This window comes from Paenibacillus sp. JT31N7 (assembly GCF_059692095.1).
In genome coordinates this window covers 39,632-59,908 of record NZ_JCAUAT010000012.1, presented here as the reverse complement: position 1 = coordinate 59,908, position 20,277 = coordinate 39,632, and the positions used below count along the sequence as shown (strand labels likewise).

34 protein-coding genes are annotated in these 20,277 nt (G+C 47.8%); 2 read left to right on the top strand and 32 right to left on the bottom strand.

Annotation, left to right across the window (positions count from 1 at the left end; translation table 11 throughout):
• Positions 1 to 282 precede the first annotated feature (282 nt).
• Positions 283 to 513: a hypothetical protein gene (locus tag AC58P5_RS27320; RefSeq protein ID WP_497392166.1), complete on the bottom strand. Its 231-nt coding sequence runs from the start codon at positions 511 to 513 to the stop codon at positions 283 to 285.
• Positions 514 to 665: 152 nt separating this feature from the next.
• Positions 666 to 1,277: a stage II sporulation protein M gene (locus tag AC58P5_RS27315; protein WP_497392160.1), complete on the bottom strand. Its 612-nt coding sequence runs from the start codon at positions 1,275 to 1,277 to the stop codon at positions 666 to 668.
• A 100-nt stretch (positions 1,278 to 1,377) separates the two neighbouring features.
• On the opposite strand from AC58P5_RS27315, the gene pdaB reads away from it, so the two are divergent.
• Together pdaB and gerD are read left to right on the top strand one after the other, a co-directional pair.
• Positions 1,378 to 2,160, top strand: coding sequence for a polysaccharide deacetylase family sporulation protein PdaB (gene pdaB, locus AC58P5_RS27310; RefSeq protein ID WP_497392158.1), 783 nt, complete (start codon positions 1,378 to 1,380; stop codon positions 2,158 to 2,160).
• A gap of 147 nt (positions 2,161 to 2,307) precedes the next feature.
• On the top strand, positions 2,308 to 3,126 hold the full coding sequence (gene gerD, locus AC58P5_RS27305) for a spore germination lipoprotein GerD (protein ID WP_497392156.1): 819 nt from the start codon (positions 2,308 to 2,310) through the stop codon (positions 3,124 to 3,126).
• A gap of 22 nt (positions 3,127 to 3,148) precedes the next feature.
• Here gerD and salA read toward each other — a convergent pair whose 3' ends face one another.
• The 30 genes from salA to rplP all read right to left on the bottom strand — a co-directional run bounded on the left by salA (position 3,149) and on the right by rplP (position 20,276).
• Positions 3,149 to 4,258 (bottom strand): iron-sulfur carrier protein/transcriptional regulator SalA, encoded by a 1,110-nt coding sequence (gene salA, locus AC58P5_RS27300; RefSeq protein ID WP_497392154.1) that lies wholly within the window; start codon positions 4,256 to 4,258, stop codon positions 3,149 to 3,151.
• 51 nt (positions 4,259 to 4,309) lie between these two features.
• A complete protein-coding gene (gene cwlD, locus AC58P5_RS27295) occupies positions 4,310 to 5,068 on the bottom strand; it encodes an N-acetylmuramoyl-L-alanine amidase CwlD (protein WP_497392152.1) in 759 nt (252 codons plus the stop codon).
• A gap of 67 nt (positions 5,069 to 5,135) precedes the next feature.
• A complete protein-coding gene (gene sat, locus AC58P5_RS27290) occupies positions 5,136 to 6,317 on the bottom strand; it encodes a sulfate adenylyltransferase (RefSeq protein WP_497392150.1) in 1,182 nt (393 codons plus the stop codon).
• 42 nt (positions 6,318 to 6,359) lie between these two features.
• A complete protein-coding gene (locus AC58P5_RS27285; protein ID WP_497392148.1) occupies positions 6,360 to 7,052 on the bottom strand; it encodes a phosphoadenylyl-sulfate reductase in 693 nt (230 codons plus the stop codon).
• Positions 7,053 to 7,323: 271 nt separating this feature from the next.
• Entirely contained in the window at positions 7,324 to 7,716 is a 393-nt protein-coding gene (rpsI, locus tag AC58P5_RS27280; protein ID WP_009676832.1) for a 30S ribosomal protein S9, read from the bottom strand.
• A 20-nt stretch (positions 7,717 to 7,736) separates the two neighbouring features.
• The gene (gene rplM, locus AC58P5_RS27275) at positions 7,737 to 8,174 is read right to left on the bottom strand and encodes a 50S ribosomal protein L13 (protein ID WP_009676830.1); all 438 of its coding nucleotides are present in this window, start codon (positions 8,172 to 8,174) and stop codon (positions 7,737 to 7,739) included.
• Between the two features lie 174 nt (positions 8,175 to 8,348).
• On the bottom strand, positions 8,349 to 9,119 hold the full coding sequence (truA, locus tag AC58P5_RS27270; RefSeq protein ID WP_497392145.1) for a tRNA pseudouridine(38-40) synthase TruA: 771 nt from the start codon (positions 9,117 to 9,119) through the stop codon (positions 8,349 to 8,351).
• Between the two features lie 122 nt (positions 9,120 to 9,241).
• Positions 9,242 to 9,604 (bottom strand): 50S ribosomal protein L17, encoded by a 363-nt coding sequence (gene rplQ / locus AC58P5_RS27265; RefSeq protein WP_009676799.1) that lies wholly within the window; start codon positions 9,602 to 9,604, stop codon positions 9,242 to 9,244.
• 24 nt (positions 9,605 to 9,628) lie between these two features.
• Positions 9,629 to 10,573 carry a DNA-directed RNA polymerase subunit alpha gene (locus AC58P5_RS27260; protein WP_326053525.1) on the bottom strand — a complete coding sequence of 315 codons (945 nt, stop codon included), beginning with the start codon at positions 10,571 to 10,573 and terminating at the stop codon, positions 9,629 to 9,631.
• Between the two features lie 122 nt (positions 10,574 to 10,695).
• On the bottom strand, positions 10,696 to 11,091 hold the full coding sequence (rpsK, locus tag AC58P5_RS27255; protein ID WP_016423660.1) for a 30S ribosomal protein S11: 396 nt from the start codon (positions 11,089 to 11,091) through the stop codon (positions 10,696 to 10,698).
• A 21-nt stretch (positions 11,092 to 11,112) separates the two neighbouring features.
• Positions 11,113 to 11,481, bottom strand: a complete 369-nt coding sequence (gene rpsM / locus AC58P5_RS27250) for a 30S ribosomal protein S13 (RefSeq protein WP_016423661.1) — start codon at positions 11,479 to 11,481, stop codon at positions 11,113 to 11,115.
• A 20-nt stretch (positions 11,482 to 11,501) separates the two neighbouring features.
• Positions 11,502 to 11,615: a 50S ribosomal protein L36 gene (rpmJ, locus tag AC58P5_RS27245; RefSeq protein ID WP_003333770.1), complete on the bottom strand. Its 114-nt coding sequence runs from the start codon at positions 11,613 to 11,615 to the stop codon at positions 11,502 to 11,504.
• An 88-nt stretch (positions 11,616 to 11,703) separates the two neighbouring features.
• Positions 11,704 to 11,922 (bottom strand): translation initiation factor IF-1, encoded by a 219-nt coding sequence (gene infA / locus AC58P5_RS27240; RefSeq protein WP_497392141.1) that lies wholly within the window; start codon positions 11,920 to 11,922, stop codon positions 11,704 to 11,706.
• Between the two features lie 3 nt (positions 11,923 to 11,925).
• Complete coding sequence (locus AC58P5_RS27235) at positions 11,926 to 12,237, bottom strand: KOW motif-containing protein (protein ID WP_497392139.1); 312 nt, start codon at positions 12,235 to 12,237, stop codon at positions 11,926 to 11,928.
• Positions 12,238 to 12,246: 9 nt separating this feature from the next.
• A complete protein-coding gene (gene map, locus AC58P5_RS27230; protein WP_497392137.1) occupies positions 12,247 to 12,999 on the bottom strand; it encodes a type I methionyl aminopeptidase in 753 nt (250 codons plus the stop codon).
• Positions 12,996 to 13,649: an adenylate kinase gene (locus tag AC58P5_RS27225; protein ID WP_497392135.1), complete on the bottom strand. Its 654-nt coding sequence runs from the start codon at positions 13,647 to 13,649 to the stop codon at positions 12,996 to 12,998. Before AC58P5_RS27225 ends, map begins: the two co-directional genes overlap by 4 nt.
• 85 nt (positions 13,650 to 13,734) lie before the next feature.
• The gene (gene secY, locus AC58P5_RS27220) at positions 13,735 to 15,042 is read right to left on the bottom strand and encodes a preprotein translocase subunit SecY (protein ID WP_497392133.1); all 1,308 of its coding nucleotides are present in this window, start codon (positions 15,040 to 15,042) and stop codon (positions 13,735 to 13,737) included.
• Positions 15,042 to 15,482, bottom strand: a complete 441-nt coding sequence (gene rplO, locus AC58P5_RS27215) for a 50S ribosomal protein L15 (protein WP_009676816.1) — start codon at positions 15,480 to 15,482, stop codon at positions 15,042 to 15,044. Before rplO ends, secY begins: the two co-directional genes overlap by 1 nt.
• A gap of 31 nt (positions 15,483 to 15,513) precedes the next feature.
• Complete coding sequence (gene rpmD / locus AC58P5_RS27210; protein ID WP_497392131.1) at positions 15,514 to 15,699, bottom strand: 50S ribosomal protein L30; 186 nt, start codon at positions 15,697 to 15,699, stop codon at positions 15,514 to 15,516.
• An 11-nt stretch (positions 15,700 to 15,710) separates the two neighbouring features.
• A complete protein-coding gene (gene rpsE, locus AC58P5_RS27205) occupies positions 15,711 to 16,208 on the bottom strand; it encodes a 30S ribosomal protein S5 (RefSeq protein WP_009676829.1) in 498 nt (165 codons plus the stop codon).
• 28 nt (positions 16,209 to 16,236) lie between these two features.
• Positions 16,237 to 16,602: a 50S ribosomal protein L18 gene (rplR, locus tag AC58P5_RS27200; RefSeq protein WP_497392128.1), complete on the bottom strand. Its 366-nt coding sequence runs from the start codon at positions 16,600 to 16,602 to the stop codon at positions 16,237 to 16,239.
• Positions 16,603 to 16,654: 52 nt separating this feature from the next.
• Positions 16,655 to 17,197: a 50S ribosomal protein L6 gene (rplF, locus tag AC58P5_RS27195; protein WP_497392126.1), complete on the bottom strand. Its 543-nt coding sequence runs from the start codon at positions 17,195 to 17,197 to the stop codon at positions 16,655 to 16,657.
• 29 nt (positions 17,198 to 17,226) lie between these two features.
• A complete protein-coding gene (gene rpsH / locus AC58P5_RS27190; RefSeq protein ID WP_497392124.1) occupies positions 17,227 to 17,625 on the bottom strand; it encodes a 30S ribosomal protein S8 in 399 nt (132 codons plus the stop codon).
• 32 nt (positions 17,626 to 17,657) lie between these two features.
• Positions 17,658 to 17,843, bottom strand: coding sequence for a type Z 30S ribosomal protein S14 (locus AC58P5_RS27185; protein ID WP_040953112.1), 186 nt, complete (start codon positions 17,841 to 17,843; stop codon positions 17,658 to 17,660).
• A gap of 93 nt (positions 17,844 to 17,936) precedes the next feature.
• On the bottom strand, positions 17,937 to 18,479 hold the full coding sequence (rplE, locus tag AC58P5_RS27180; RefSeq protein ID WP_009676826.1) for a 50S ribosomal protein L5: 543 nt from the start codon (positions 18,477 to 18,479) through the stop codon (positions 17,937 to 17,939).
• A gap of 29 nt (positions 18,480 to 18,508) precedes the next feature.
• Positions 18,509 to 18,862, bottom strand: a complete 354-nt coding sequence (rplX, locus tag AC58P5_RS27175) for a 50S ribosomal protein L24 (protein WP_009676802.1) — start codon at positions 18,860 to 18,862, stop codon at positions 18,509 to 18,511.
• 101 nt (positions 18,863 to 18,963) lie between these two features.
• Positions 18,964 to 19,332: a 50S ribosomal protein L14 gene (rplN, locus tag AC58P5_RS27170; RefSeq protein WP_497392121.1), complete on the bottom strand. Its 369-nt coding sequence runs from the start codon at positions 19,330 to 19,332 to the stop codon at positions 18,964 to 18,966.
• 32 nt (positions 19,333 to 19,364) lie between these two features.
• Positions 19,365 to 19,628, bottom strand: a complete 264-nt coding sequence (gene rpsQ / locus AC58P5_RS27165; RefSeq protein ID WP_497392119.1) for a 30S ribosomal protein S17 — start codon at positions 19,626 to 19,628, stop codon at positions 19,365 to 19,367.
• A 26-nt stretch (positions 19,629 to 19,654) separates the two neighbouring features.
• Entirely contained in the window at positions 19,655 to 19,852 is a 198-nt protein-coding gene (rpmC, locus tag AC58P5_RS27160; RefSeq protein ID WP_009676819.1) for a 50S ribosomal protein L29, read from the bottom strand.
• Positions 19,842 to 20,276: a 50S ribosomal protein L16 gene (gene rplP / locus AC58P5_RS27155; RefSeq protein ID WP_009676823.1), complete on the bottom strand. Its 435-nt coding sequence runs from the start codon at positions 20,274 to 20,276 to the stop codon at positions 19,842 to 19,844. Before rplP ends, rpmC begins: the two co-directional genes overlap by 11 nt.
• Position 20,277: the final 1 nt, after the last annotated feature.

The window sequence follows — 20,277 nt, the reverse complement described above, 5'->3', positions numbered from 1 at the left end:
AGCTGATTAAGCTCAAAAATTCGTTGCTGACGAGAATTTCTTCTCATTAATGTCTCGATTTCTCGAGACGCTTCAATCACTCGTTGTTCAGTTTTCAAAGGACAATTTGTATCGTTTTATAGCCTTGTTTCAATCCGCTAAGTTTCAGCGGCGACTTTTTTAATATATCACAGATCGACTATTCATTGCAAGCTTTTTTTTAATTTCTTTTTCGCTTGGTTTGTTAGATGAAAATCTTGTCGAATCAGCGAGATTTAATTTACCATGAAAGTTTAACTTAAGTCAAGATTTTTTTTGATGCTGGACTCGGTTCCTCGCGTATTTGGATATTTCCCTCGGCGAAGCAAGCCTGGCATACATCCGGAAGATAACCTTATATCGTGATTCTATAGCTTTCTTAATCTCCTCGTCCAATCTCTTATCGTTAAGATCGAAGAGCATTTCGTCTAATTCTTTTCTAAGCACGTAGTCCAGTTCTCTGCATTCCCTGTCGTTAAAAAGAAATCCAAGCATCAACTTATTCTAGCTCCCCTCAAAATCGACTCTACATCCACAACAGCAGGAAGGCGCCTACACCCATTCAGACGCAGGCAACCGTTCCGCTTTACTGTTATGCTCATGTTTTGACATTTTTATGACGGGGTTTAAGAAAATTTTTACAATTGTTATCCTTTTAAAAGCCAAATAGTCACTGTGCTTTCCACGACGGCCGCAAGGAACAATGTTCCTACGACAAGCAAAATTAACGGTCGGGTCAACTTCATAACACGCTTGAACTCTGCACCGGCGTTCCCGCTTCTTTTGGAAGAAAAGAGTCCCCCGATCATTTTGATAACAAGAATACCGAGTCGAAGGCCATAGGCACAAGCTACGATTATAGCCGGAATCTCCAGGATTCCGTGCGGCAGGATTCCTTTTAGAACATAGGCAAGGCTTTCCGCTTCCATCTGATATTGAATGACATAGCCCAACAGCATCCCGTTTACCAAGAGCACCATTAAGGGAAGAATACCGAAAAACAGTCCGAGGTATACAAACATCAACGACTTGAGCGCATTGTTCAGAAAAATCACGATAAACAACCACAGGTTAAGATTTTCTTTGCCTTTAACCAATTCCGAAATTTTCTCCAGTCCCTTCATCTGCTGGTCCAGAAAAGCCTGAAATCGGTCCGGATACATAATCCCGAGTACTAAACCGGCTGCGAAAACCAAAACGGAAGCGATCAGGTAGTGCTTCATTTCTCCGAAATGCCTAAACAGCTCTTTCCACTTCAATTTCCTGTTCTCCTTTCTCTTTAACGCATAACTCGATGGTACGAGCATACATTTTACTAAGCCGGAATACAAGCCCAAGGAGAAGGAGGCTGGAGCAAGCGTGAGCCATTTTTACGTCTTTAACGGCAAGAAAATAAAACAAGCCGTATTCATCGGTGTCGCCGTAGTTTTCGCCGCAGGTATCGTCTATTCCGAACGGGGGAATATGGCGGTTTTTTCAAGCGGGGGTCCCGCGGCAATCTACAATGTCAAAACGGAAAAGAAACAAATCGCGTTGACGTTCGATATCTCGTGGGGGGAAACGCGTACAGATCCGATTCTGGATGTGCTGGAGCAAAAGGGGATCAAAAACGCGACGTTCTTTCTTTCCTCGCCATGGAGCAAAAGCCACCCCGATATTGTAAACCGAATTGTGAAGAACGGGTATGAGATCGGAAGTCACGGCCATAAGCATGTGAACTACAGCAGCCTGGGAGACGAAGAGATCCGTAAACAAATTCAGACTGCCGACGGAGTCCTAAAGGAGCTTACCGGCAAAAGTCCGAATCTGATCCGTATGCCCAACGGTGATTTCGACAAACGTGTTCTCGGTATTGCGGACCAGTTGGGTTATAAGGTTATTCAATGGGATACGGATTCGCTGGATTGGAAAAATCCCGGAGTGGATACGATCATCAACCGCGTTGTAAGTAAAGCGCACCCTGGCGATATCGTTCTGCTCCATGCCAGCGATTCCTGTAAACAGACCCATGAAGCCCTTCCCGCCATTATCGACCAGCTCAAGAGCAAGGGGTATGAATTCGTAACGGTGTCGGAGCTGATGAAACAGGCGCAGACCGAGAATAAAGCCGTTGAAGAGCAGTCGTTTAAGCAGGTTTATTAACTCCCCGGTAACCGTACATACATTTTTTTGGTAACGGCCAAATCCGCCCAACTTTCTCAGCAATCAACCATTTCATCCGATTATGAAAAGGCTCTCCCCCACGCATACTAACGGTACTAATTCAGGGGAAGGGAGCTTGTGTGCACAATGAATTGGAAAACGGTGCGTTTTGTTCCTGCCTTATTTGCGGTTTTTCTCTTGGCTTCCTGCAGTTCCGACAATTCTTCACAGGGATCTTCATCATCCCAGGGTAATTATAAAGAAACCAAATCCATGGTGCTTGATATCCTAAAGTCGGACGAAGGCCGCGCGGCGATCGATAAAGCTGCCCGCTCCGGCTTATCCTCGGCAGGTTCGGGCAATTCCTCGGTCAGCATGTTGACCGACGGTCAAAAATTGCAGATGCAAACTGCGGTCAAGGATGTTCTGACCAGCACGGAAAGCAGCAAATTTGTAAGGGATATGATGAAAGACCCGCGTTTTGCCGGTGATTTCGCCAAAGTAGTGAGTACGCAGGATAAGCAGCTCCACAAGGATCTCATGAAAGATCCGGAATATCAGAAACAGCTCCTGCAAGTCATGAAAAATCCGGAATACCAGCAGCTCATGATGGAGCTGACCCGTACTACCCAGTACCGTCAACAGATGATGAATGTTATTCAGGAATCTTTCCAGAGCCCCTTATTCCAGGCTCAAATGCTCACTATGATGAGAAAAGTCATGGAAGAAGGCATTGTCCCTAAAGAAGCCGGTGGCCAAAGCCAGGGTGGTCAAGGCGGCGGAAAGGGCGGCAAAGGCGGCGGTGGTCAGGGAGGGCAAGGCTCCGGAGGTGAAGGCGGACAGGGCCAGGGGGACCAAAAAGGCAAACAAGATCAAGGCCAGGAGGGCGATCAAGGAGATCAAGGCCAGGATGAGAAGGAATCCCCGAACAAAAAGGGTAAGAAGGATCAGGATTCCGAATATTAAAAAAAGGACTGATGCAAATGCATCAGTCCTTTTGAGTTTGTTGAGCAACACTCCGTGCCAGCTCCAGATACAGTTGGCCGGTGGCGGATTCTTCTTTGTAAACCGACGGGGAATAATCCGGTTCGGAAATATGGTTGTCCGGTGCACCCAATGGAATTTGGGCAAGCAGTTGAGTATGCAGCTGTTCCGCCAGCATGCCTCCGCCGCCGCGGCCGAAGACGTAATCTTTCTCCCCGCATTTGGAACACTCGTAGTACGCCATGTTCTCGACCACACCGATAATTTCATGTTTGGTATGCACAGCCATAGCGCCTGCTCTCGCTGCTACAAAAGCGGCAGTAGCATGAGGGGTCGTAACGAGAATCTCTTTACTTTGCGGCAGAAGCTGATGAATATCCAGCGCAATGTCGCCCGTACCGGGAGGCAGATCGAGCAGCAGGTAGTCCAGTTCTCCCCAGTCCACTTCGTGGAAGAAGTTATGGAGCATTTTGCCCAGCATAGGTCCACGCCAGATAACCGGCGAATTATCCTCCACAAAGAAACCCATGGAGATAACTTTAACGCCGAATTTTTCTACGGGGATAATCCGGTTATTAACGAGCTGGGGCTGTTCCTCTATCCCCATCATATCGGGAATACTAAAGCCGTAGATGTCCGCATCCATAATTCCCACTCTCTTACCGAGACGCGCCAAAGCAACGGCTAGGTTCGCCGTTACGGTGGATTTCCCTACGCCGCCCTTACCGCTTGCGACGGCAATAAATTTGACAGGGGAATCCGGACTGAGCAAAGGAGCCTCTCCTTGTCCCGTCCCGGCGTTGATGCCGCCCGTCTCATCACTTCCCGCCGTGGATACACCTTCTTGGGCGGGGAGTTGGTTTTTCTCATAATCCGTTATTTCGCGAAAACGAATATGAACCCCTTCGGCACCGATTTGGGACAAAGCGGATTCAATGCGTTCTTTTATACTTGCTTTGTAGCTTTCATCCGTAACGGACAAAACACACGTTAGAGAAACACGGTTCTCTTTAATGACCACGTCTTTAACGAAGTTCAGTTCTACGATAGAAGCTCCGTAAGTCGGATCTGTTATAGGCTGAAGCGATTGCCGGATAAGCTCTTTGGTCACCATCTGTTCCACCTCGGTAGGCTTATTTCTGTTCAGATCATTATAACATACCGATTAGGACGAACGCACTTTCTCCCCGGAGAAATACCGCAAAATCGCTTGATAGACGGACGCGGCGACTTTCTTCTGATACTTATCGTCAGCCAGCAGCCTCGATTCCTCCGGATTTGACAAGAATCCGACTTCGACGAGCGCGCTCGGCATTTTCAAAGTTTTCAGCAAATAAACGCCGGTATCGGCTTTCTTGGCGACACGCTCGGTATTTCCCAGATTTTTTTTGAGTTCGTTCTGAATAAGGGTGGACAAGGTCGCGTTGTCCGGATGGTTCGGGTAATAGAACGTTTGTGCGCCTCTCCACTTATCGGACGGAATGCTGTTGAGGTGAACGCTGATGAACAAGTCGGCTTTCTTGCCGTTTATGAATTCGGCGCGGCTTAATAAATCTTCTGTTTTCCGGCGGCTGAGTCCCTTCGTTCCCTCCTGGGCCAAATCCATATCCGTTTCCCTTGTCATCACCACAATAGCCCCGGCCTGCTGCAAATAATCACGCAAATACAAAGTGATCGCGAGGTTGATATCCTTCTCTATAACGCCTGATTGGCTGACCGCTCCTCCGTCAGGGCCTCCGTGCCCGGCATCCAGAGCAATCGTCTTCCCTGAAAGAGGCATGGACCATTCGCTCCATGTTCGTGTCGAGGGCAGCTCGTAGGTGTACATAAAGGCCATTAGCATAACCAGCAAGGCCGCCATGATGATCTTGATGCCGCTGTCCCAGGTCAGCCATACGACAAACCTTTTTCTTGGTCTCCGCATGAAAAAATCCACCTCTGTTTCCCAATAGACTCCATTCATCTATATGGGACAGGGTGGACAATTATACCTACTGTGCGGACGTGCCTACAGGCTCTGACATGCCGTCTATGAGCACTTTCGCCACTTCCGGGCGTGTGAACTCCCTGGGCGGACATTGGCCGTCACGCAGCAAGGCGCGTACTTTCGTGCCCGACAGGTGCAGGTGATCAGCTTTATCGTGCGGGCATGTTTTGCTCGATGCCATATTCCCGCATTTCGTGCAGTAGAAGCTATGCTCGAAGAAAAGAGGCGTAATGCCGATTTCTTGCTGTGTAAAGTTGCTGAAGATTTCCTGCGCTTCATAAGTACCATAGTAATCGCCTACCCCCGCGTGGTCCCGGCCCACGATAAAATGGGTGCAGCCGTAGTTTTTACGGACCAAAGCATGGAAAATCGCTTCCCGCGGACCCGCATAGCGCATGGCAGCCGGAAAAACACCGAGAAAAGCACGATCCGAAGGATAATAATTTTCAAGGAGAACCAGGTAGCTTTTCATCCGGACATCGGCGGAAATATCATCGGACTTGGTTTCACCAACCAATGGATTCAGAAACAAGGCATCGACGATTTCCATGGCCGATTTTTGAATATATTCATGAGCCCGGTGGACCGGGTTACGGGTTTGGAACCCTACGATAGTCCGCCAGTTCTTCTCGGCAAAAATTCGGCGAGTCTCGGCCGGATCGTAGTAAAAATCTTCGAACTTGGCCGGCTTCGGCCTATTCAGCACTTGGACGGGGCCCCCGACATAGATGGATGGCCTCGACAACAGCTTTTGGACGCCAGGATGCTCCTTATCGTCCGTTTTAAAGACTTGGCGGGCTTCGAGCTGCTGATCGGCCTTGTAAATGCCGGTGATGTCTATAAGGCCGTATACGACGCCATCCTCTTCTCCCACCAAAGCAGCTTGTGTACCGACAGCGAGCTCTTCCGCAACGGCTTCTTCAACCGCCAGGGTCACAGGTATACTCCATACGGTGCCATCCGCCAGACGCATGCGGTCGACTACTGATAAGTAATCTTTTTCATCCAGAAAACCGGTTAGCGGGGAAAAAGCGCCTACTCCAATGAGATCAAGGTCGGATATGGCCCAATTGTTTATGCGAATTTGAGGCAAGCCACCCGCCGCTGCAAGAAGTTGTTCGCGTTCGCTTCCCGTAACCAGGCGATGAATCAAAGTGCCGCCGTGAGGCGCGATTGAAGATTGCATGGATGTCTCTCCTTTAGTCTTTCAATAATGTCGGTTTCCCGCTTACTTATGGAGTCCGCATTCCGTTTTGTTATTGCCTGCCCAGCGGCCGGCTCGCGGGTCTTCACCCGGAGCGACTGCATTCGTGCAGTGGCTGCAGCCGATACTTGGGAAATTCTGGTCATGAAGAGCGTTATAAATGATACCGTTGGAACGGATGTACTCCCAAACATCGTCCGATGTCCAGCCAGCAAGCGGGTTAAATTTAACGAGCCCGAACTTTACATCATATTCGACTTTTTTGGCATTTGCCCGGGTCGGTGCTTGGTCTCTGCGGATTCCCGTTATCCATGCATCGTAATTTTTCAAAATATCCGTCAATGGATCCACCTTGCGGATGTTGCAGCATTCGTTCGGAGCGGACAGCCACAGCTCGGCACCGTATTGAGCCGCTTGCTCTTCCAAAGTGAGCTTAGGCAGAACTTGAATAAAAGACTTTTGGTAGTGATCCTCTAAACGATCTCTTGTATGGTACGTCTCCTGAAAATGTACATTAGTGTCCAGATAAAAAATGTCAGTTTCCGGGCTCACTTTGTGCAGCATATCCACCAAGACTACATCTTCCGCACCAAAGCTGCAAGCGAGCGTAATGCTAGGGAATGTGTTAACCGCCCAACGAATAAGCTCTTCGGGTGACTGGTTCTCGAATTCCTCAGCGGCTTTGTTCACTAACGCTTCCTTTTCGAACAAATTCATATTTGTACCCTCCCGTTTTAATTCCGAGTATCCTAATCTGTTTTGTTATTTTATTTCATTATAAATCACAACTTAGTGTTGTCAATAGCCTAGAGACGATCTTTATATCATATTGAACAAAAGATCCATAAGTTCGTACGTTATCCCGGAATTTTAAATGGTTATAGCGAACACTTTTCAAACCATATATCCGGAACGGTCAAAAGAACACAAAAAAACCCTTCCGTGTACATTTCTGTACCTGGAAGGGTTTGCTTTGTATAAACCGATCTTAACGTTTCGAGAACTGAGGTGCACGACGAGCTGCTTTCAAGCCGTACTTCTTACGTTCTTTCATACGCGGATCACGAGTCAAGAATCCAGCGCGTTTCAGAGAACCGCGGAATTCAGGATCTGCTTTAAGCAGTGCGCGGGAGATGCCATGGCGGATTGCGCCGGCTTGTCCGCTCATTCCGCCGCCGTTAGCCAGTACGAGTACATCGTACTTGCCAATTGTTTCGGTCAGCGTCAGAGGTTGTTTCACGATTAGTTTCAGCGTTTCCAGGCCGAAATATTCGTTAAGGTCACGTTTGTTGATAATGATGCGTCCTTCGCCCGGTACTAGACGTACACGTGCTACCGAATGCTTACGACGACCGGTTCCGTAGTATTGAACTTGTGCCACAAGTCAGTCCTCCCTTTCAATTAACCCCGAAGTTCCCAAACTTCTGGTTGTTGTGCTTGGTGTGGATGTTCCGCGCCTGCATATACTTTCAGCTTCAGCTTCATGCTGTTGCCAAGACGTGTCTTAGGCAGCATGCCGTGAATAGCAAATTCCAGTACACGCTCAGGCTTCTTGTTCAGCATATCTTGAGCTGTCGTAACTTTCAGACCACCTGGGTGCATCGAGTGACGGTAGTATTTCTTGTCTTGCAGTTTGTTGCCGGTCAGATGAATCTTCTCAGCGTTGATAATGATTACGAAATCTCCGGAATCCACGTGCGGGGTGAATTGCGGTTTGTGTTTGCCGCGGATAATGCTTGCAGCTTCACTAGCCAGACGTCCGAGCGTCTTGCCGGTAGCATCAATGATGTACCATTTGCGTTCAACTTCATTCGGCTTAGCCATATATGTGGTACGCATGCTCTGATCCTCCTAAAAATATATCTCCGAACTTTATTAACAAACATAGTCATAAGTTAAAATACGTCTTGAATCTTTGGGTGCTTTTGAAGTCGGGGCCGTGGGGTAGCCCTTCAAGAAACACCATCACATATTTTACAGCATAGTCCAGGGAATAGCAAGAATTAAATTACATTAATCCGCGTATTCTACATTCCACAGCATCAGCCCGTGGGCTTCGGCTGTCGGGCCCGCAAGCGCCCGGTTACGTCCCCTCAAAATCGCAGCCATTTCTTCGGCTGGGCGTTTGCCTTCCCCGATTTGTATCAATGTTCCCACGAGAATCCGGACCATGTTGTAGAGAAATCCGCTCCCGGTGAAATAAAAACGAAGCTGCCCCGGTTGGTTGGGCTCTATAGACATTTGATCCGGTTCTTCAACGATCCAAGCGTCATAAATCGTACGAATACGCGATTCGGCTACGGTTTTGACCGAACAGAACGAGGAGAAGTCGTGCGTGCCTAAGATCGCCGCTAGAGCGTCTCTCATGGCATCCACATCCAAAGGGTTGTGATGGTGGAATTGGTATCGGCGCTGAAAAGTATCCGGAGTCCGCGCAGTACGGATCGTATAGGAATAGGTTTTTCGTTTTGCCGACTTGCGGGCATGAAAAGATAGGGGCACTTCATCCGCACGAAGCGCAACGATATCTTTCGGAAGCCTGGAATTAAGAGCAAGGCACCAGCGTTCTGCGGGGATCTGGGAGGCTGTAGTGAAGTTGATCACCTGAGCGCGGGCGTGAACGCCAGCGTCCGTCCGCCCTGATGAGGTGATCTTCACCGTCTCCCCGGACAGCATCCGAATGGCTCGCTCCAGGTAGTCCTGGACCGTATTGCCATGTGGCTGCGTCTGAAAACCCGAGTACGAGGTGCCGTCATAACTTACCGTTATTCGTATATTTCTCACAAAACCATACCCTCCGTATACCGAACGGACAGGTGATCGGGAGGTGAGTACAATCCGGTCAGATTGCAAAAAAAGGGCTTCAGCAGAATCCAAAGATTCTGTCCACCCTTTCCCACCCTTCGTTACGCCCGGTCTACCAGTTCCAGATATACCATAGGAGCAGCATCTCCACGACGAGGTCCCAGTTTCAGGATACGTGTGTATCCACCTGGACGCTCCGCATAGCGAGTTGCCAGCTCGGAGAACAACTTCTGGATTGCATCCTGATCTCCTGCGGTTTCACGACGAACAAATGCAGCTACTTGACGACGAGCATGCAGATCTCCGCGTTTCGCTAAAGTAATGAGCTTCTCGGCGATAGAGCGAACTTCTTTCGCTTTCGCTTCAGTTGTTTGAATGCGCTCGTTAATGAAAAGGTCCGTTACGAGGTCGCGGAACAATGCTTTCCGCGCACTGGAGTCACGGCCTAACTTTTGATATGCCATGTCTTAACCCTCCTTCTGAGGTGATTATTCTTCCGTACGCAGGCCAAGACCCAGCTCTTCGAGCTTCTCTTGAACTTCTTCAAGAGATTTACGGCCAAGGTTACGCACTTTCATCATATCTTCTTCGGTTTTGGTGATCAGCTCTTGCACGGTATTGATACCGGCACGCTTCAGGCAGTTGTAAGAACGAACGGAAAGATCCAGTTCCTCGATCGTCATCTCGAGAACTTTCTCTTTCTTATCTTCTTCTTTCTCTACCATGATCTCCGCATCTTTAGCTTCATCGGTTAATCCAACAAAGAGCATTAGGTGTTCCGTCAGAATCTTCGCACCAAGACTTACTGCTTCCTCAGGGCGAATACTTCCGTCCGACCACACTTCGAGGGTTAGTTTGTCGTAGTTCGTCACTTGGCCGACACGAGTGTTCTCTACCGTGTAGTTCACACGCGTGATCGGAGTGTAGATCGAGTCAACCGGAATGACACCAATAAGCTGCTCATCCCGTTTGTTCTTATCAGCCGGTACATAACCGCGGCCTCTGGTCGCATGAATTCTCATATGAAGACGAGAGTCAGACGATAGAGTCGCGATATGAAGATCCGGGTTCAAGATCTCCACATCACTATCTCCGCGAATATCAGCAGCTGTGATTCTACCTTCTCCTTCGGCGTCGATCTCCAATACTTTTTCTTCATCTGAATGGATTTTCAAAGAAAGACCTTTCAGATTCAGAATAATCTCCGTTACGTCCTCCATAACTCCCGGAATAGTCGAGAATTCATGAAGAACTCCGTCGATTTGTACAGAGCTAACCGCAGCACCCGGTAGTGAAGACAGTAAGATACGACGTAGTGAGTTACCTAATGTGGTCCCGTATCCGCGTTCCAGCGGTTCTACGACGAATTTGCCGTAAGCTCCGTCTTCGCTTAAAGATACGGTCTCTATTTTTGGCTTTTCGATTTCGATCATGAAATTAACCCTCCTTCAAAACGTCGTTACCTTGGAACATTTCCATAAACGATGTAGTATGCCTATCCTTCAACATCATTATTCACATGTTTAGAATATTTATACCACATGCCGACTTGAAATTACACGCGACGACGTTTTGGAGGACGGCAACCGTTATGCGGAATTGGTGTTACGTCCTTAATCAGGTTGACTTCAAGACCAGCAGCCTGCAAAGAACGAATTGCTGCTTCACGGCCGGCGCCAGGGCCTTTAACCATGACTTCAACAACTTTCAGACCGTGTTCCATAGCGGCTCTAGCTGCAGATTCAGCAGCCATTTGCGCAGCAAACGGAGTGCTTTTACGGGATCCTTTGAAGCCCAGGTTACCGGCACTTGCCCAGGAAAGCGCGTTTCCATGAGGATCCGTGATCGTTACGATTGTATTGTTGAATGTGGAACGGATGTGTGCCACACCGGATTCAATATTTTTACGGTCACGACGTTTCGTACGGACGACTTTTTTAGGTTTAGCCATTGTTCACTCTAACCCCCTTTATTATTTCTTCTTGTTAGCTACAGTCCGACGAGGACCTTTACGTGTACGAGCATTGGTTTTCGTGCGTTGGCCACGAACAGGCAGGCCGCGACGATGACGGATACCACGGTAGCATCCGATTTCAACCAGACGTTTGATGTTCAGAGCGATTTCGCGACGAAGGTCGCCTTCCACTTTGATCGTTTTGTCGATAACTTCACGAATTTTGCTTACTTCTTCTTCCGTAAGATCGCGAACACGAGTGGATGCGTCAACGCCAGTTTGGCTCAGGACTTTCTGAGAAGTCGTTTTACCGATACCAAAAATGTACGTCAATGCGATTTCAACGCGCTTGTCACGCGGTAAGTCTACACCAGCAATACGTGCCATTGTTGAACGTGCACCTCCTTTTAACCTTGTTTTTGTTTATGTTTCGGGTTTTCACAAATTACCATGACGTTGCCTTTGCGACGAATGACTTTGCATTTTTCGCAGATCGGCTTGACCGACGGTCTTACCTTCATGTTTATTACCTCCTGAGAGTTTGCCACCGCAAACTTGCTTCGTAAGGGTTGGCCGCTATGTCGGCTAAGACTGCGGCGTTGCAGCTATTTATTTGAACCGATAGGTTATACGACCTCTCGTCAAGTCATATGGGGATAATTCTACAGTAACCTTGTCGCCAGGTAAAATCCGAATGAAGTGCATTCTGATCTTTCCGGAAACATGGGCCAAAATTTTATGTCCGTTCTCAAGCTCTACCTTAAACATTGCATTCGGAAGAGGTTCGATTACTTTACCTTCCACTTCAATTACATCTTCTTTAGCCACCGATTATTCTCCTTTCTCATCTGCCTCAGATTGTAGACTGTCGATAAACTTCTTCACCGCATGTCTTAACTTCGCATTCGTAACACGGCTGCTTTCCGTTAAACTTCTGGAAACTTCTCCGCTGATCTTGGGTTGAAGCTGAAGATGCTGAACATTCTTCTTCTTCGGCTGGTCGAATCTGCGTTTATCACCATCGGCAATCCAAACGAATCTGGAATCCTCCGCTCGGATGATAATCGCATATTGACCTTGATCTTTGCCTCGGAGAATTTTTACGATTTGACCGGGCTGCGGCAGCTGTTCCTGATCTACCAATTCGGTCACCTAAGCCTTCAGTTGGGTTAATATTTCATAACCGTCTACCGTAATGGCAATGGTATGTTCGAAATGTGCACATAAGGAATTATCTACGGTAACAACGGTCCAATCATCCTCGAGTGTCTTTACGAATCGCTGTCCGACGTTCACCATAGGTTCGATCGCAAGTACCATACCGGGTTTAAGCCGGGGGCCTTTGTCCCGAATCCCATAGTTGGGAATCTGCGGATCTTCGTGAAGCTCAGTGCCGATCCCGTGACCGACATATTCACGAACAACCGAGAAACCCTCGTCTTCTATCACTTGCTGTATGGCGTGTGAGATCGTATACAGCCGGGCGTCCGGTTTGGCTTCCGCCAATCCGGCAAACAGCGAACGTTCAGTTACTTCCAGAAGTTTCTTTGCGGTTTCAGAAATTTCACCGACGCCATAAGTCCAGGCCGAATCACCATGATATCCTCTATATTGTGCCCCGATATCGATGCTGATAACGTCACCTTCGACTAACACGCGGCTGCCGGGAATGCCGTGCACCAATTCTTCATTAACTGAAGTGCAGATGCTGCCAGAGAAACCGTTGTAGCCTTTGAAAGAGGGTACGGCACCTTGACTGCGAATGTATTCCTCAGCGATTTTATCCAGGTTCTTAGTCGTAATGCCCGGACGAACCGATGCAGCCATCAACTTGTGAGTCTCGGCTACGATTCGACCTGCCTCACGCATAAGTTCCAACTCTACTTCGGACTTACAAATGATCATTCAGAATGACCTCGCAGCAATGAACTGATTTGGGAAGTTACATCCTCGATATCCTGCTCCCCATCAACCTCGCGCAATACGTTACGTTTCTGGTAGTACTCAAGAAGCGGTGCTGTCTTCGACGTGTATTCGTCCAAGCGGGTACCGACTTTCTCTTCCGTATCATCGGATCTCTGATACAATTCGCCGGAGCATTTGTCACATACGCCTTCCTGCTTCGGAGGATTGAAAATCACGTGATACGTGGCACCGCAGGATTTGCAGATACGGCGACCGGTCAGTCTGGCCAGCAGGAAGCTGCGATCCACTTTCAAATTAATGACGTGATCGATTCGCTTGCCCAAAGATTGCAGGATATCATCCAAGGCTTCCGCTTGAGCAATCGTACGCGGAAAACCATCGAGAAGAAATCCCTTATCGCAATCTGGCTGCTGCAGACGTTCACGAACAATACCGTTAGTGATTTCGTCTGGAACAAGTTTGCCTTGATCGACATAGGATTTAGCTTCTATGCCGAGCGGCGTCCCTTGACTCATTGCCAATCTAAAGGCATCGCCGGTTGAAATGTGAGGAATTTGAAATTCGCTGACAATTTTCTCCGCCTGAGTACCTTTACCCGCACCCGGAGGACCCATAAATAAAACGTTCACGTTTTCCCCTCCTTCGGCACTTAGTAGTACGAACAGCACAATAGGTGCCGATGCCGCAACAAAGTGCCTACATCAGAACCTATTGCTATTTGTTGATAAATCCTTTGTAATGACGTTTGATCAGTTGGCTTTCTACTGTTTTCAACGTCTCCAATGCTACACCCACAAGGATGAGAAGTGAAGTTCCGCCGATCCGAACCGAAGTTGGCAGACCTGCCAGAGCCCCGAAGATCATTGGGAGAATCGAGATGAAAGCCAGGAAGAAGGCGCCGGACAAAGTAATTCTAGACATTACTCTTGTCAAGTAGCTGGAAGTTGGTTTTCCGGGACGAACGCCTGGAATATAACCGCCGTTCTTCTTCATTTGATCTGCCATTTGCACCGGATTAATCTGTACAAACGTGTAGAAATAGGTGAAGCCGACAATCAGTAGTACATATAGAGCAAGCGCAATCGGCGCCGAATTGTTAATGCTTAGATTACGGATAATCCAATCCGCAAATGGATTCCCCGCCCAGAAACCTGCAATAATCGTCGGGAATTGAAGCAGTGATACGGCAAAGATGACCGGAATTACTCCTGCAGCATTCACTTTCATGGGAATGTGCGTGCTCTGTCCGCCGTACATTTTCCTCCCTACAACACGTTTAGCGTATTGTACGGGTATCTTCCGAACTCCCTGCTGAACGTAGATAACGCCAACGATAATGGCTACTACTACGATCAGAATGAGGACGATTTTCAAGATGTTCAGGAACAGGGCATCTCCTGCATTCGCAAACTGCGTCTGGTAAATCTGACTGATTCCTGTCGGAATAGCAGCTACGATTCCCGCGAAGATAATAATCGAAATCCCGTTTCCGATCCCTTTTTCAGTGATCTGCTCACCTAACCACATCAGGAACATCGTTCCTGCCGTCAAGACAACCGCTATCAGAGAGTAGGTAGCAAAGCTAGGATTGATCACAAGCCCCTGGAAGGAGTTATTAAACATGATCGCATATCCATATGCTTGAATCACGCCAAGCACAACCGTTAAGTAGCGAGTAAGCTGAGCCGATTTCTTTCTCCCCACTTCTCCCTCTTTCGCCCACTGTGTAAGCCTTGGAACAACGTCCATGGACAGTAGTTGAACGATAATCGAAGCCGTAATGTACGGAAAGATCGACATCGAGAAGATGGAGAACTGGAAAAGCGCTCCGCCGGAGAAAGTATTCAGCAGCCCGAACACGCTATTCTGGTTGGCCTGATCCTGCAGTTTCAGAAGCTCTGCATTGATATTGGGAACCGGAATGAAGGCGCCGATTCTGTAGATGATTAACACGAGAAGCGTGAAAATGATTCTCTTACGCAAATCCTCTACTTTAAAGATGTTGGACAGGGTCCGGAACATTAAATCACCTCGGATTGACCGCCGGCAGCCTGGATTTTATCTACCGCAGATTGGGAAAACTTGTTCGCCTTAACTGTAAGCTTTACAGTGAGTTCGCCGTTTCCAAGAATCTTAATTCCATCTTTAGGTGATTTTACAACACCCGTTTCCATCAGAAGCTCAGGAGTTACTTCCGTACCAGCTTCGAACTTGTTCAGGTCTTCCAGGTTAACGATAGCAAATTCCTTACGCGTCGGGTTAACGAAACCACGCTTAGGGAGACGACGGTAAAGTGGGTTTTGTCCACCTTCAAAACCTGGACGAACACCACCGCCGGAACGGGCGTTCTGACCTTTGTGACCGCGTCCGGAAGTTTTTCCGAGTCCGCTACCTACACCGCGACCGAGACGTTTGCGAGTGTGGCGTGCGCCTTCTGCAGAGCTCAGCTCATGTAATTTCATAGTTGCACCTCCTCCAGATTGAATGTGTTACTTATGCTTGAATTTCTTTAACTTCTACCAGATGGCTGACTTGATTAATCATACCACGGATTGCTTCATTGTCGCTTTGAACAACAGAATGGTTCAGCTTTCTGAGACCAAGAGCCTGAACCGTCTTCTTCTGTGTTTCTGGACGTCCGATGAGACTACGTTTAAGGGTAATTTGAAGTTTAGACATGTTTATCCTCCTTAACCCATCAACTCTTCAACGGTTTTGCCGCGAAGTTTGGCTACTTCTTCCGCTTTCTTCAGACGGGAAAGACCCTCTAAAGTAGCGTTCACCATGTTCATGGAGTTCGAAGAACCCAGGGATTTTGTTAAAATGTCGCCAACGCCAGCAAGTTCGAGTACTGCACGAACAGGGCCGCCGGCAATAACACCAGTACCTTCAGATGCTGGTTTCAACAGCACACGTCCAGCGCCGAAATGACCAGTTACAAGGTGAGGAATCGTAGTTCCAACGATAGGAACATGGACGAGGTTCTTCTTAGCATCTTCGATTCCTTTGCGGATTGCATCAGGAACTTCGGAAGCTTTACCGATACCAGCGCCGACATAGCCGTTGCCATCGCCTACTACGACAAGAGCGCTAAAGCTAAAGCGACGTCCGCCCTTTACAACTTTAGCAACGCGATTAATATGAACAACTTTTTCAGTCAGCTCTAAAGTGTTAGGATCTACACGCAAGTCGTTTACCTCCTTATGAGATGTTTTCTTAAAATTCTAGACCAGCTTCACGAGCTGCTTCGGCCAGAGCCTGAACACGTCCGTGATAGATATATCCGCCGCGGTCAAATACTACTTGGCTCACGCCTTTTTCTTTCGCACGATTCGCAACCAGTTCGCCGACTTTACGAGCGGCTTCGACGTTTCCGCCTTTGCCAATCTCTTTAAGCTCTTTGTCCTGAGTGGATGCCGATGCCACTGTTACTCCGTTCACATCGTCAATGATTTGCGCATACATGTGTTTTTCAGAGCGGAAAATGTTCAAGCGAGGACGTGCTGTCGTCCCTTGAATTTTCTTACGAACACGCAGATGTCTTTTCAGACGTGCTTTATTCTTATCGCCTTTAGTAATCATGGGTTGCACTCCTTTCATCTATATTCCGATGTCAGGCCGGCCTTAGGCCGCCTTACTTCTTCTTACCAGCTTTACCTTCTTTGCGGATAATGCGTTCGCCTTCGTACTTAATACCTTTACCTTTATACGGCTCAGGTTCACGAACGGCACGGATTTTGGCAGCAGTAGCGCCAACGAGTTCTTTATCGATACCTTTAACAATCACTTTCGTGTTGCTTGGTACGTCGAATTCGATGTCGCCTTCAGGGTTGATTTCAACCGGGTGAGAGTAACCTACGTTCAGGACAAGTTTGTTTCCGGTTTTGTTAGCACGGTAACCTACGCCAACAAGCTCCAGATTCTTCTCGAAACCTTGCGTTACTCCTGTAACCATGTTGTTCAATACGCTGCGAGTCGTGCCGTGCAGGGAACGATGCAGTTTATGATCAGAAGGTCTTTCAACCGTAATGACATTGTCTTGTACGGATACCTTCATATCTTTGTGAAGTTCGCGGGAAAGGATTCCTTTCGGTCCTTTCACCGTGATTGTCGTGTTCTCAAGCTTTACGTCAACGCCACTTGGAACAGTAATTGGTTTGCGACCAATACGAGACATGTTTGCACCTCCATTCAATCGAGTCTAAATTACCAAACGTAGCAGAGAACCTCTCCGCCGGATTTTGCTTGACGAGCGTTTTTGTCCGTCATCAGGCCACCAGAAGTGGAGATGATAGCGATACCCAGACCGCCAAGTACCCGAGGGATCTCTTGGGATTTTGTGTATACGCGAAGACCAGGTTTGCTGATACGTTTCAAACCGGTGATTACGCGCTCGTTATTCGGACCGTATTTCAGGAACAAGCGGATGATGCCCTGCTTGTTATCTTCTACGAATTCAGCGTCACGGATGAAACCTTCATTCTTGAGGATTTCAGCAATCTCTTTCTTGATCTTGGAGGCCGGAATTTCTACCGTCTCGTGACGAACAATGTTTGCATTACGAATGCGTGTAAGCATATCTGCAATTGGATCAGACATAACCATGGATGTGAACCTCCTTCCCGAAAATAAGTGGATTACCAGCTTGCTTTACGCACACCTGGAATCTGGCCTTTATATGCTAGTTCACGGAAACAAATTCTGCAAATTTTAAATTTGCGGAGAACGGAATGCGGGCGGCCGCAACGTTCGCAGCGAGTATACGCCTGCACTTTGAACTTAGGGGGACGTTGTTGCTTGATTTTCATCGAAGTTTTTGCCACTTAAATTACACCTCCTACAAGTTTTCGCCTGAAAACTCTCTCCGATCATTATCGGCAGGGGCTTCCTTCCGAAAGCTCCGTGATGATTTGTTCTTACTTCACAAACGGCATTCCGAGTTGGGTAAGCAGTTCACGAGCTTCTTCGTCCGTTTTCGCGGTCGTTACGATTACGATGTCCATACCACGAACTTTATCAATTTGATCGTATTCGATCTCTGGGAAGATCAACTGTTCTTTAAGACCAAGCGTGTAGTTACCGCGTCCGTCGAACGCTTTGGAGGAAACTCCACGGAAGTCACGTACGCGCGGAAGCGATACGTTGAACAATTTGTCCAGGAATTGATACATGCGTTGGCCGCGCAGTGTTACTTTAACGCCGATCGGCATGTTCTCACGAAGTTTGAAACCCGCGATGGATTTCTTCGCACGAGTGATTACCGGTTTTTGTCCCGCAATTTTTTGCAGATCCTCTACGGCACTGTCGAGCACCTTGGAGTTCGATACAGCCTCACCAACCCCCATGTTGATGACTACTTTCTCGATCTTGGGAACTTGCATAACAGTGGTGTAGTTAAACTTCTGCATCAGAGCAGGAGTGATTTCATTCAAGAAACGATCTTTCATTCTTGCTGCCATTCTGGTGCCTCCTTTCCGCACTTAGTCGATTAATCGATAGCTTCGCCGGATTTTTTCGCAATACGTACTTTAGTTCCGTTCTCAAGGACCTTGTAACCTACACGAGTCGGTTTGCCGCTCTTAGGATCCACGAGCATTACGTTGGAAGCGTGAATTGCAGCTTCTTGAGTAATGATTCCGCCTTGAGGATTTTGCTGGGAAGGTTTCGCATGTTTCTTGATCATGTTTACGCCTTCGACCAGAACACGATTTTCACGCGGGTAAGCTGCGAGAACGCGACCTTTCTTACCTTTGTCTTTGCCGGAGATAACAAAAACTGTGTCGTCTTTCTTTACATGCAGTTTATGGTTATGAGACTCAAGTCTCTTTTTCGTTCTTGGCATGTTGATTACACCTCCTAAGCTTTCGTATGAAAGCTAACTTCGTAAGAGCTGCCGGACTTTCCAGATGAAAGCCGCGCCGCAATTTAATTGAGCTGCCTGTGTTAGATAACCTCAGGAGCAAGAGAAACGATCTTCATGAAGTCTCTATCACGAAGTTCACGAGCAACTGGTCCGAAAATACGAGTTCCACGAGGGCTCTTATCATCTTTTACGATAACTGCCGCGTTCTCATCAAATGTGATGTAAGATCCGTCTTTACGACGAGCTCCGCTCCTCGTACGAACGATTACCGCTTTGACTACATCACCTTTTTTGACAACGCCCCCTGGTGTTGCTTCTTTCACAGAGCAGATGATCAAATCACCGATATTGCCTACACGACGACCAGTACCGCCAAGCACACGAATGCACATCAGCTGTTTCGCACCGGAGTTGTCCGCAACCTTCAAACGAGATAATGGTTGAATCATGTTAGTCCCTCCTTTCGGATTATACCTGTTGGTTAAACAATAACTGCTTTTTCAACGATCTCAATGAGACGGAAACGCTTGTCTTTAGACAATGGGCGAGTTTCCATGATTTTCACGGTGTCGCCAATTTGCGCTTCATTGTTCTCATCGTGAGCTTTAAACTTCTTCGTATATTTAATCCGCTTGTGGTACAAGTCGTGTTTTTTGTAAGTTTCCACGGCAACAACGATGGTTTTATCCATTTTGTTGCTGACCACTTTACCGGTTTGGACTTTACGTTCGTTACGCTCTGTCATATACGAGCCCTCCCTTCTGAATTTGCTTAACCAATCCCGAGTTCTCTTTCACGCAAAACTGTTTTCGCACGGGCGATTTCTTTGCGCAGCTTCTGAATTTGAACCGGGTTATCCAGTTGTCCGGTAGCTAGTTGAAAACGGAGGTTAAAAAGTTCTTCCTTGAAACCGTTAATTCTTTGTTCAATCTCAGCAGTGGTTAAGTTGCGGAATTCACTAGCCTTCATGTGCTTCACCACCCACTTCTTCTTTCTTCACGAACTTACATTTAACGGGAAGCTTGTGCATAGCAAGACGCATAGCTTCGCGAGCAACTTCTTCGCTAACACCGGCAAGTTCGAACATAACTTTACCTGGTTTTACTACGCTAACCCACTTCTCAACGTTACCTTTACCGCTACCCATCCGAACTTCAAGAGGCTTTTGGGTGATAGGCTTCGAAGGGAAGATTTTGATCCACACTTTACCGCCACGCTTGATGTAACGAGTCATGGCAATACGTGCTGCTTCGATCTGGCGGTTTGTGATCCACGCAGGCTCGAGAGCCTGGAGACCGTATTCGCCGAACACAACTTCAGTGCCGCCTTTAGCGCGGCCTCTCATTTTACCACGGTGTTCTTTGCGGTGTTTTACACGTTTAGGTACTAACATG

Bases quoted from the DNA above. Each gene is read 5' to 3' on its own strand.
- AC58P5_RS27320 (WP_497392166.1), bottom strand. From the start codon at position 513: ATGCTTGGATTTCTTTTTAACGACAGGGAATGCAGAGAACTGGACTAC.
- gerD (WP_497392156.1), top strand. From the start codon at position 2,308: ATGAATTGGAAAACGGTGCGTTTTGTTCCTGCCTTATTTGCGGTTTTT.
- salA (WP_497392154.1), bottom strand. From the start codon at position 4,258: ATGGTGACCAAAGAGCTTATCCGGCAATCGCTTCAGCCTATAACAGAT.
- cwlD (WP_497392152.1), bottom strand. From the start codon at position 5,068: ATGCGGAGACCAAGAAAAAGGTTTGTCGTATGGCTGACCTGGGACAGC.
- sat (WP_497392150.1), bottom strand. From the start codon at position 6,317: ATGCAATCTTCAATCGCGCCTCACGGCGGCACTTTGATTCATCGCCTG.
- AC58P5_RS27285 (WP_497392148.1), bottom strand. From the start codon at position 7,052: ATGAATTTGTTCGAAAAGGAAGCGTTAGTGAACAAAGCCGCTGAGGAA.
- rplM (WP_009676830.1), bottom strand. From the start codon at position 8,174: ATGCGTACCACATATATGGCTAAGCCGAATGAAGTTGAACGCAAATGG.
- rplQ (WP_009676799.1), bottom strand. From the start codon at position 9,604: ATGGCATATCAAAAGTTAGGCCGTGACTCCAGTGCGCGGAAAGCATTG.
- AC58P5_RS27260 (WP_326053525.1), bottom strand. From the start codon at position 10,573: ATGATCGAAATCGAAAAGCCAAAAATAGAGACCGTATCTTTAAGCGAA.
- rpsK (WP_016423660.1), bottom strand. From the start codon at position 11,091: ATGGCTAAACCTAAAAAAGTCGTCCGTACGAAACGTCGTGACCGTAAA.
- rpsM (WP_016423661.1), bottom strand. From the start codon at position 11,481: ATGGCACGTATTGCTGGTGTAGACTTACCGCGTGACAAGCGCGTTGAA.
- rpmJ (WP_003333770.1), bottom strand. From the start codon at position 11,615: ATGAAGGTAAGACCGTCGGTCAAGCCGATCTGCGAAAAATGCAAAGTC.
- map (WP_497392137.1), bottom strand. From the start codon at position 12,999: ATGATCATTTGTAAGTCCGAAGTAGAGTTGGAACTTATGCGTGAGGCA.
- secY (WP_497392133.1), bottom strand. From the start codon at position 15,042: ATGTTCCGGACCCTGTCCAACATCTTTAAAGTAGAGGATTTGCGTAAG.
- rplO (WP_009676816.1), bottom strand. From the start codon at position 15,482: ATGAAATTACATGAGCTGAGCTCTGCAGAAGGCGCACGCCACACTCGC.
- rpmD (WP_497392131.1), bottom strand. From the start codon at position 15,699: ATGTCTAAACTTCAAATTACCCTTAAACGTAGTCTCATCGGACGTCCA.
- rplR (WP_497392128.1), bottom strand. From the start codon at position 16,602: ATGATTACTAAAGGCGATAAGAATAAAGCACGTCTGAAAAGACATCTG.
- rplF (WP_497392126.1), bottom strand. From the start codon at position 17,197: ATGTCTCGTATTGGTCGCAAACCAATTACTGTTCCAAGTGGCGTTGAC.
- rpsH (WP_497392124.1), bottom strand. From the start codon at position 17,625: ATGGTTATGTCTGATCCAATTGCAGATATGCTTACACGCATTCGTAAT.
- rplE (WP_009676826.1), bottom strand. From the start codon at position 18,479: ATGGCAGCAAGAATGAAAGATCGTTTCTTGAATGAAATCACTCCTGCT.
- rplX (WP_009676802.1), bottom strand. From the start codon at position 18,862: ATGCCAAGAACGAAAAAGAGACTTGAGTCTCATAACCATAAACTGCAT.
- rplN (WP_497392121.1), bottom strand. From the start codon at position 19,332: ATGATTCAACCATTATCTCGTTTGAAGGTTGCGGACAACTCCGGTGCG.
- rpsQ (WP_497392119.1), bottom strand. From the start codon at position 19,628: ATGACAGAGCGTAACGAACGTAAAGTCCAAACCGGTAAAGTGGTCAGC.
- rpmC (WP_009676819.1), bottom strand. From the start codon at position 19,852: ATGAAGGCTAGTGAATTCCGCAACTTAACCACTGCTGAGATTGAACAA.
- rplP (WP_009676823.1), bottom strand. From the start codon at position 20,276: ATGTTAGTACCTAAACGTGTAAAACACCGCAAAGAACACCGTGGTAAA.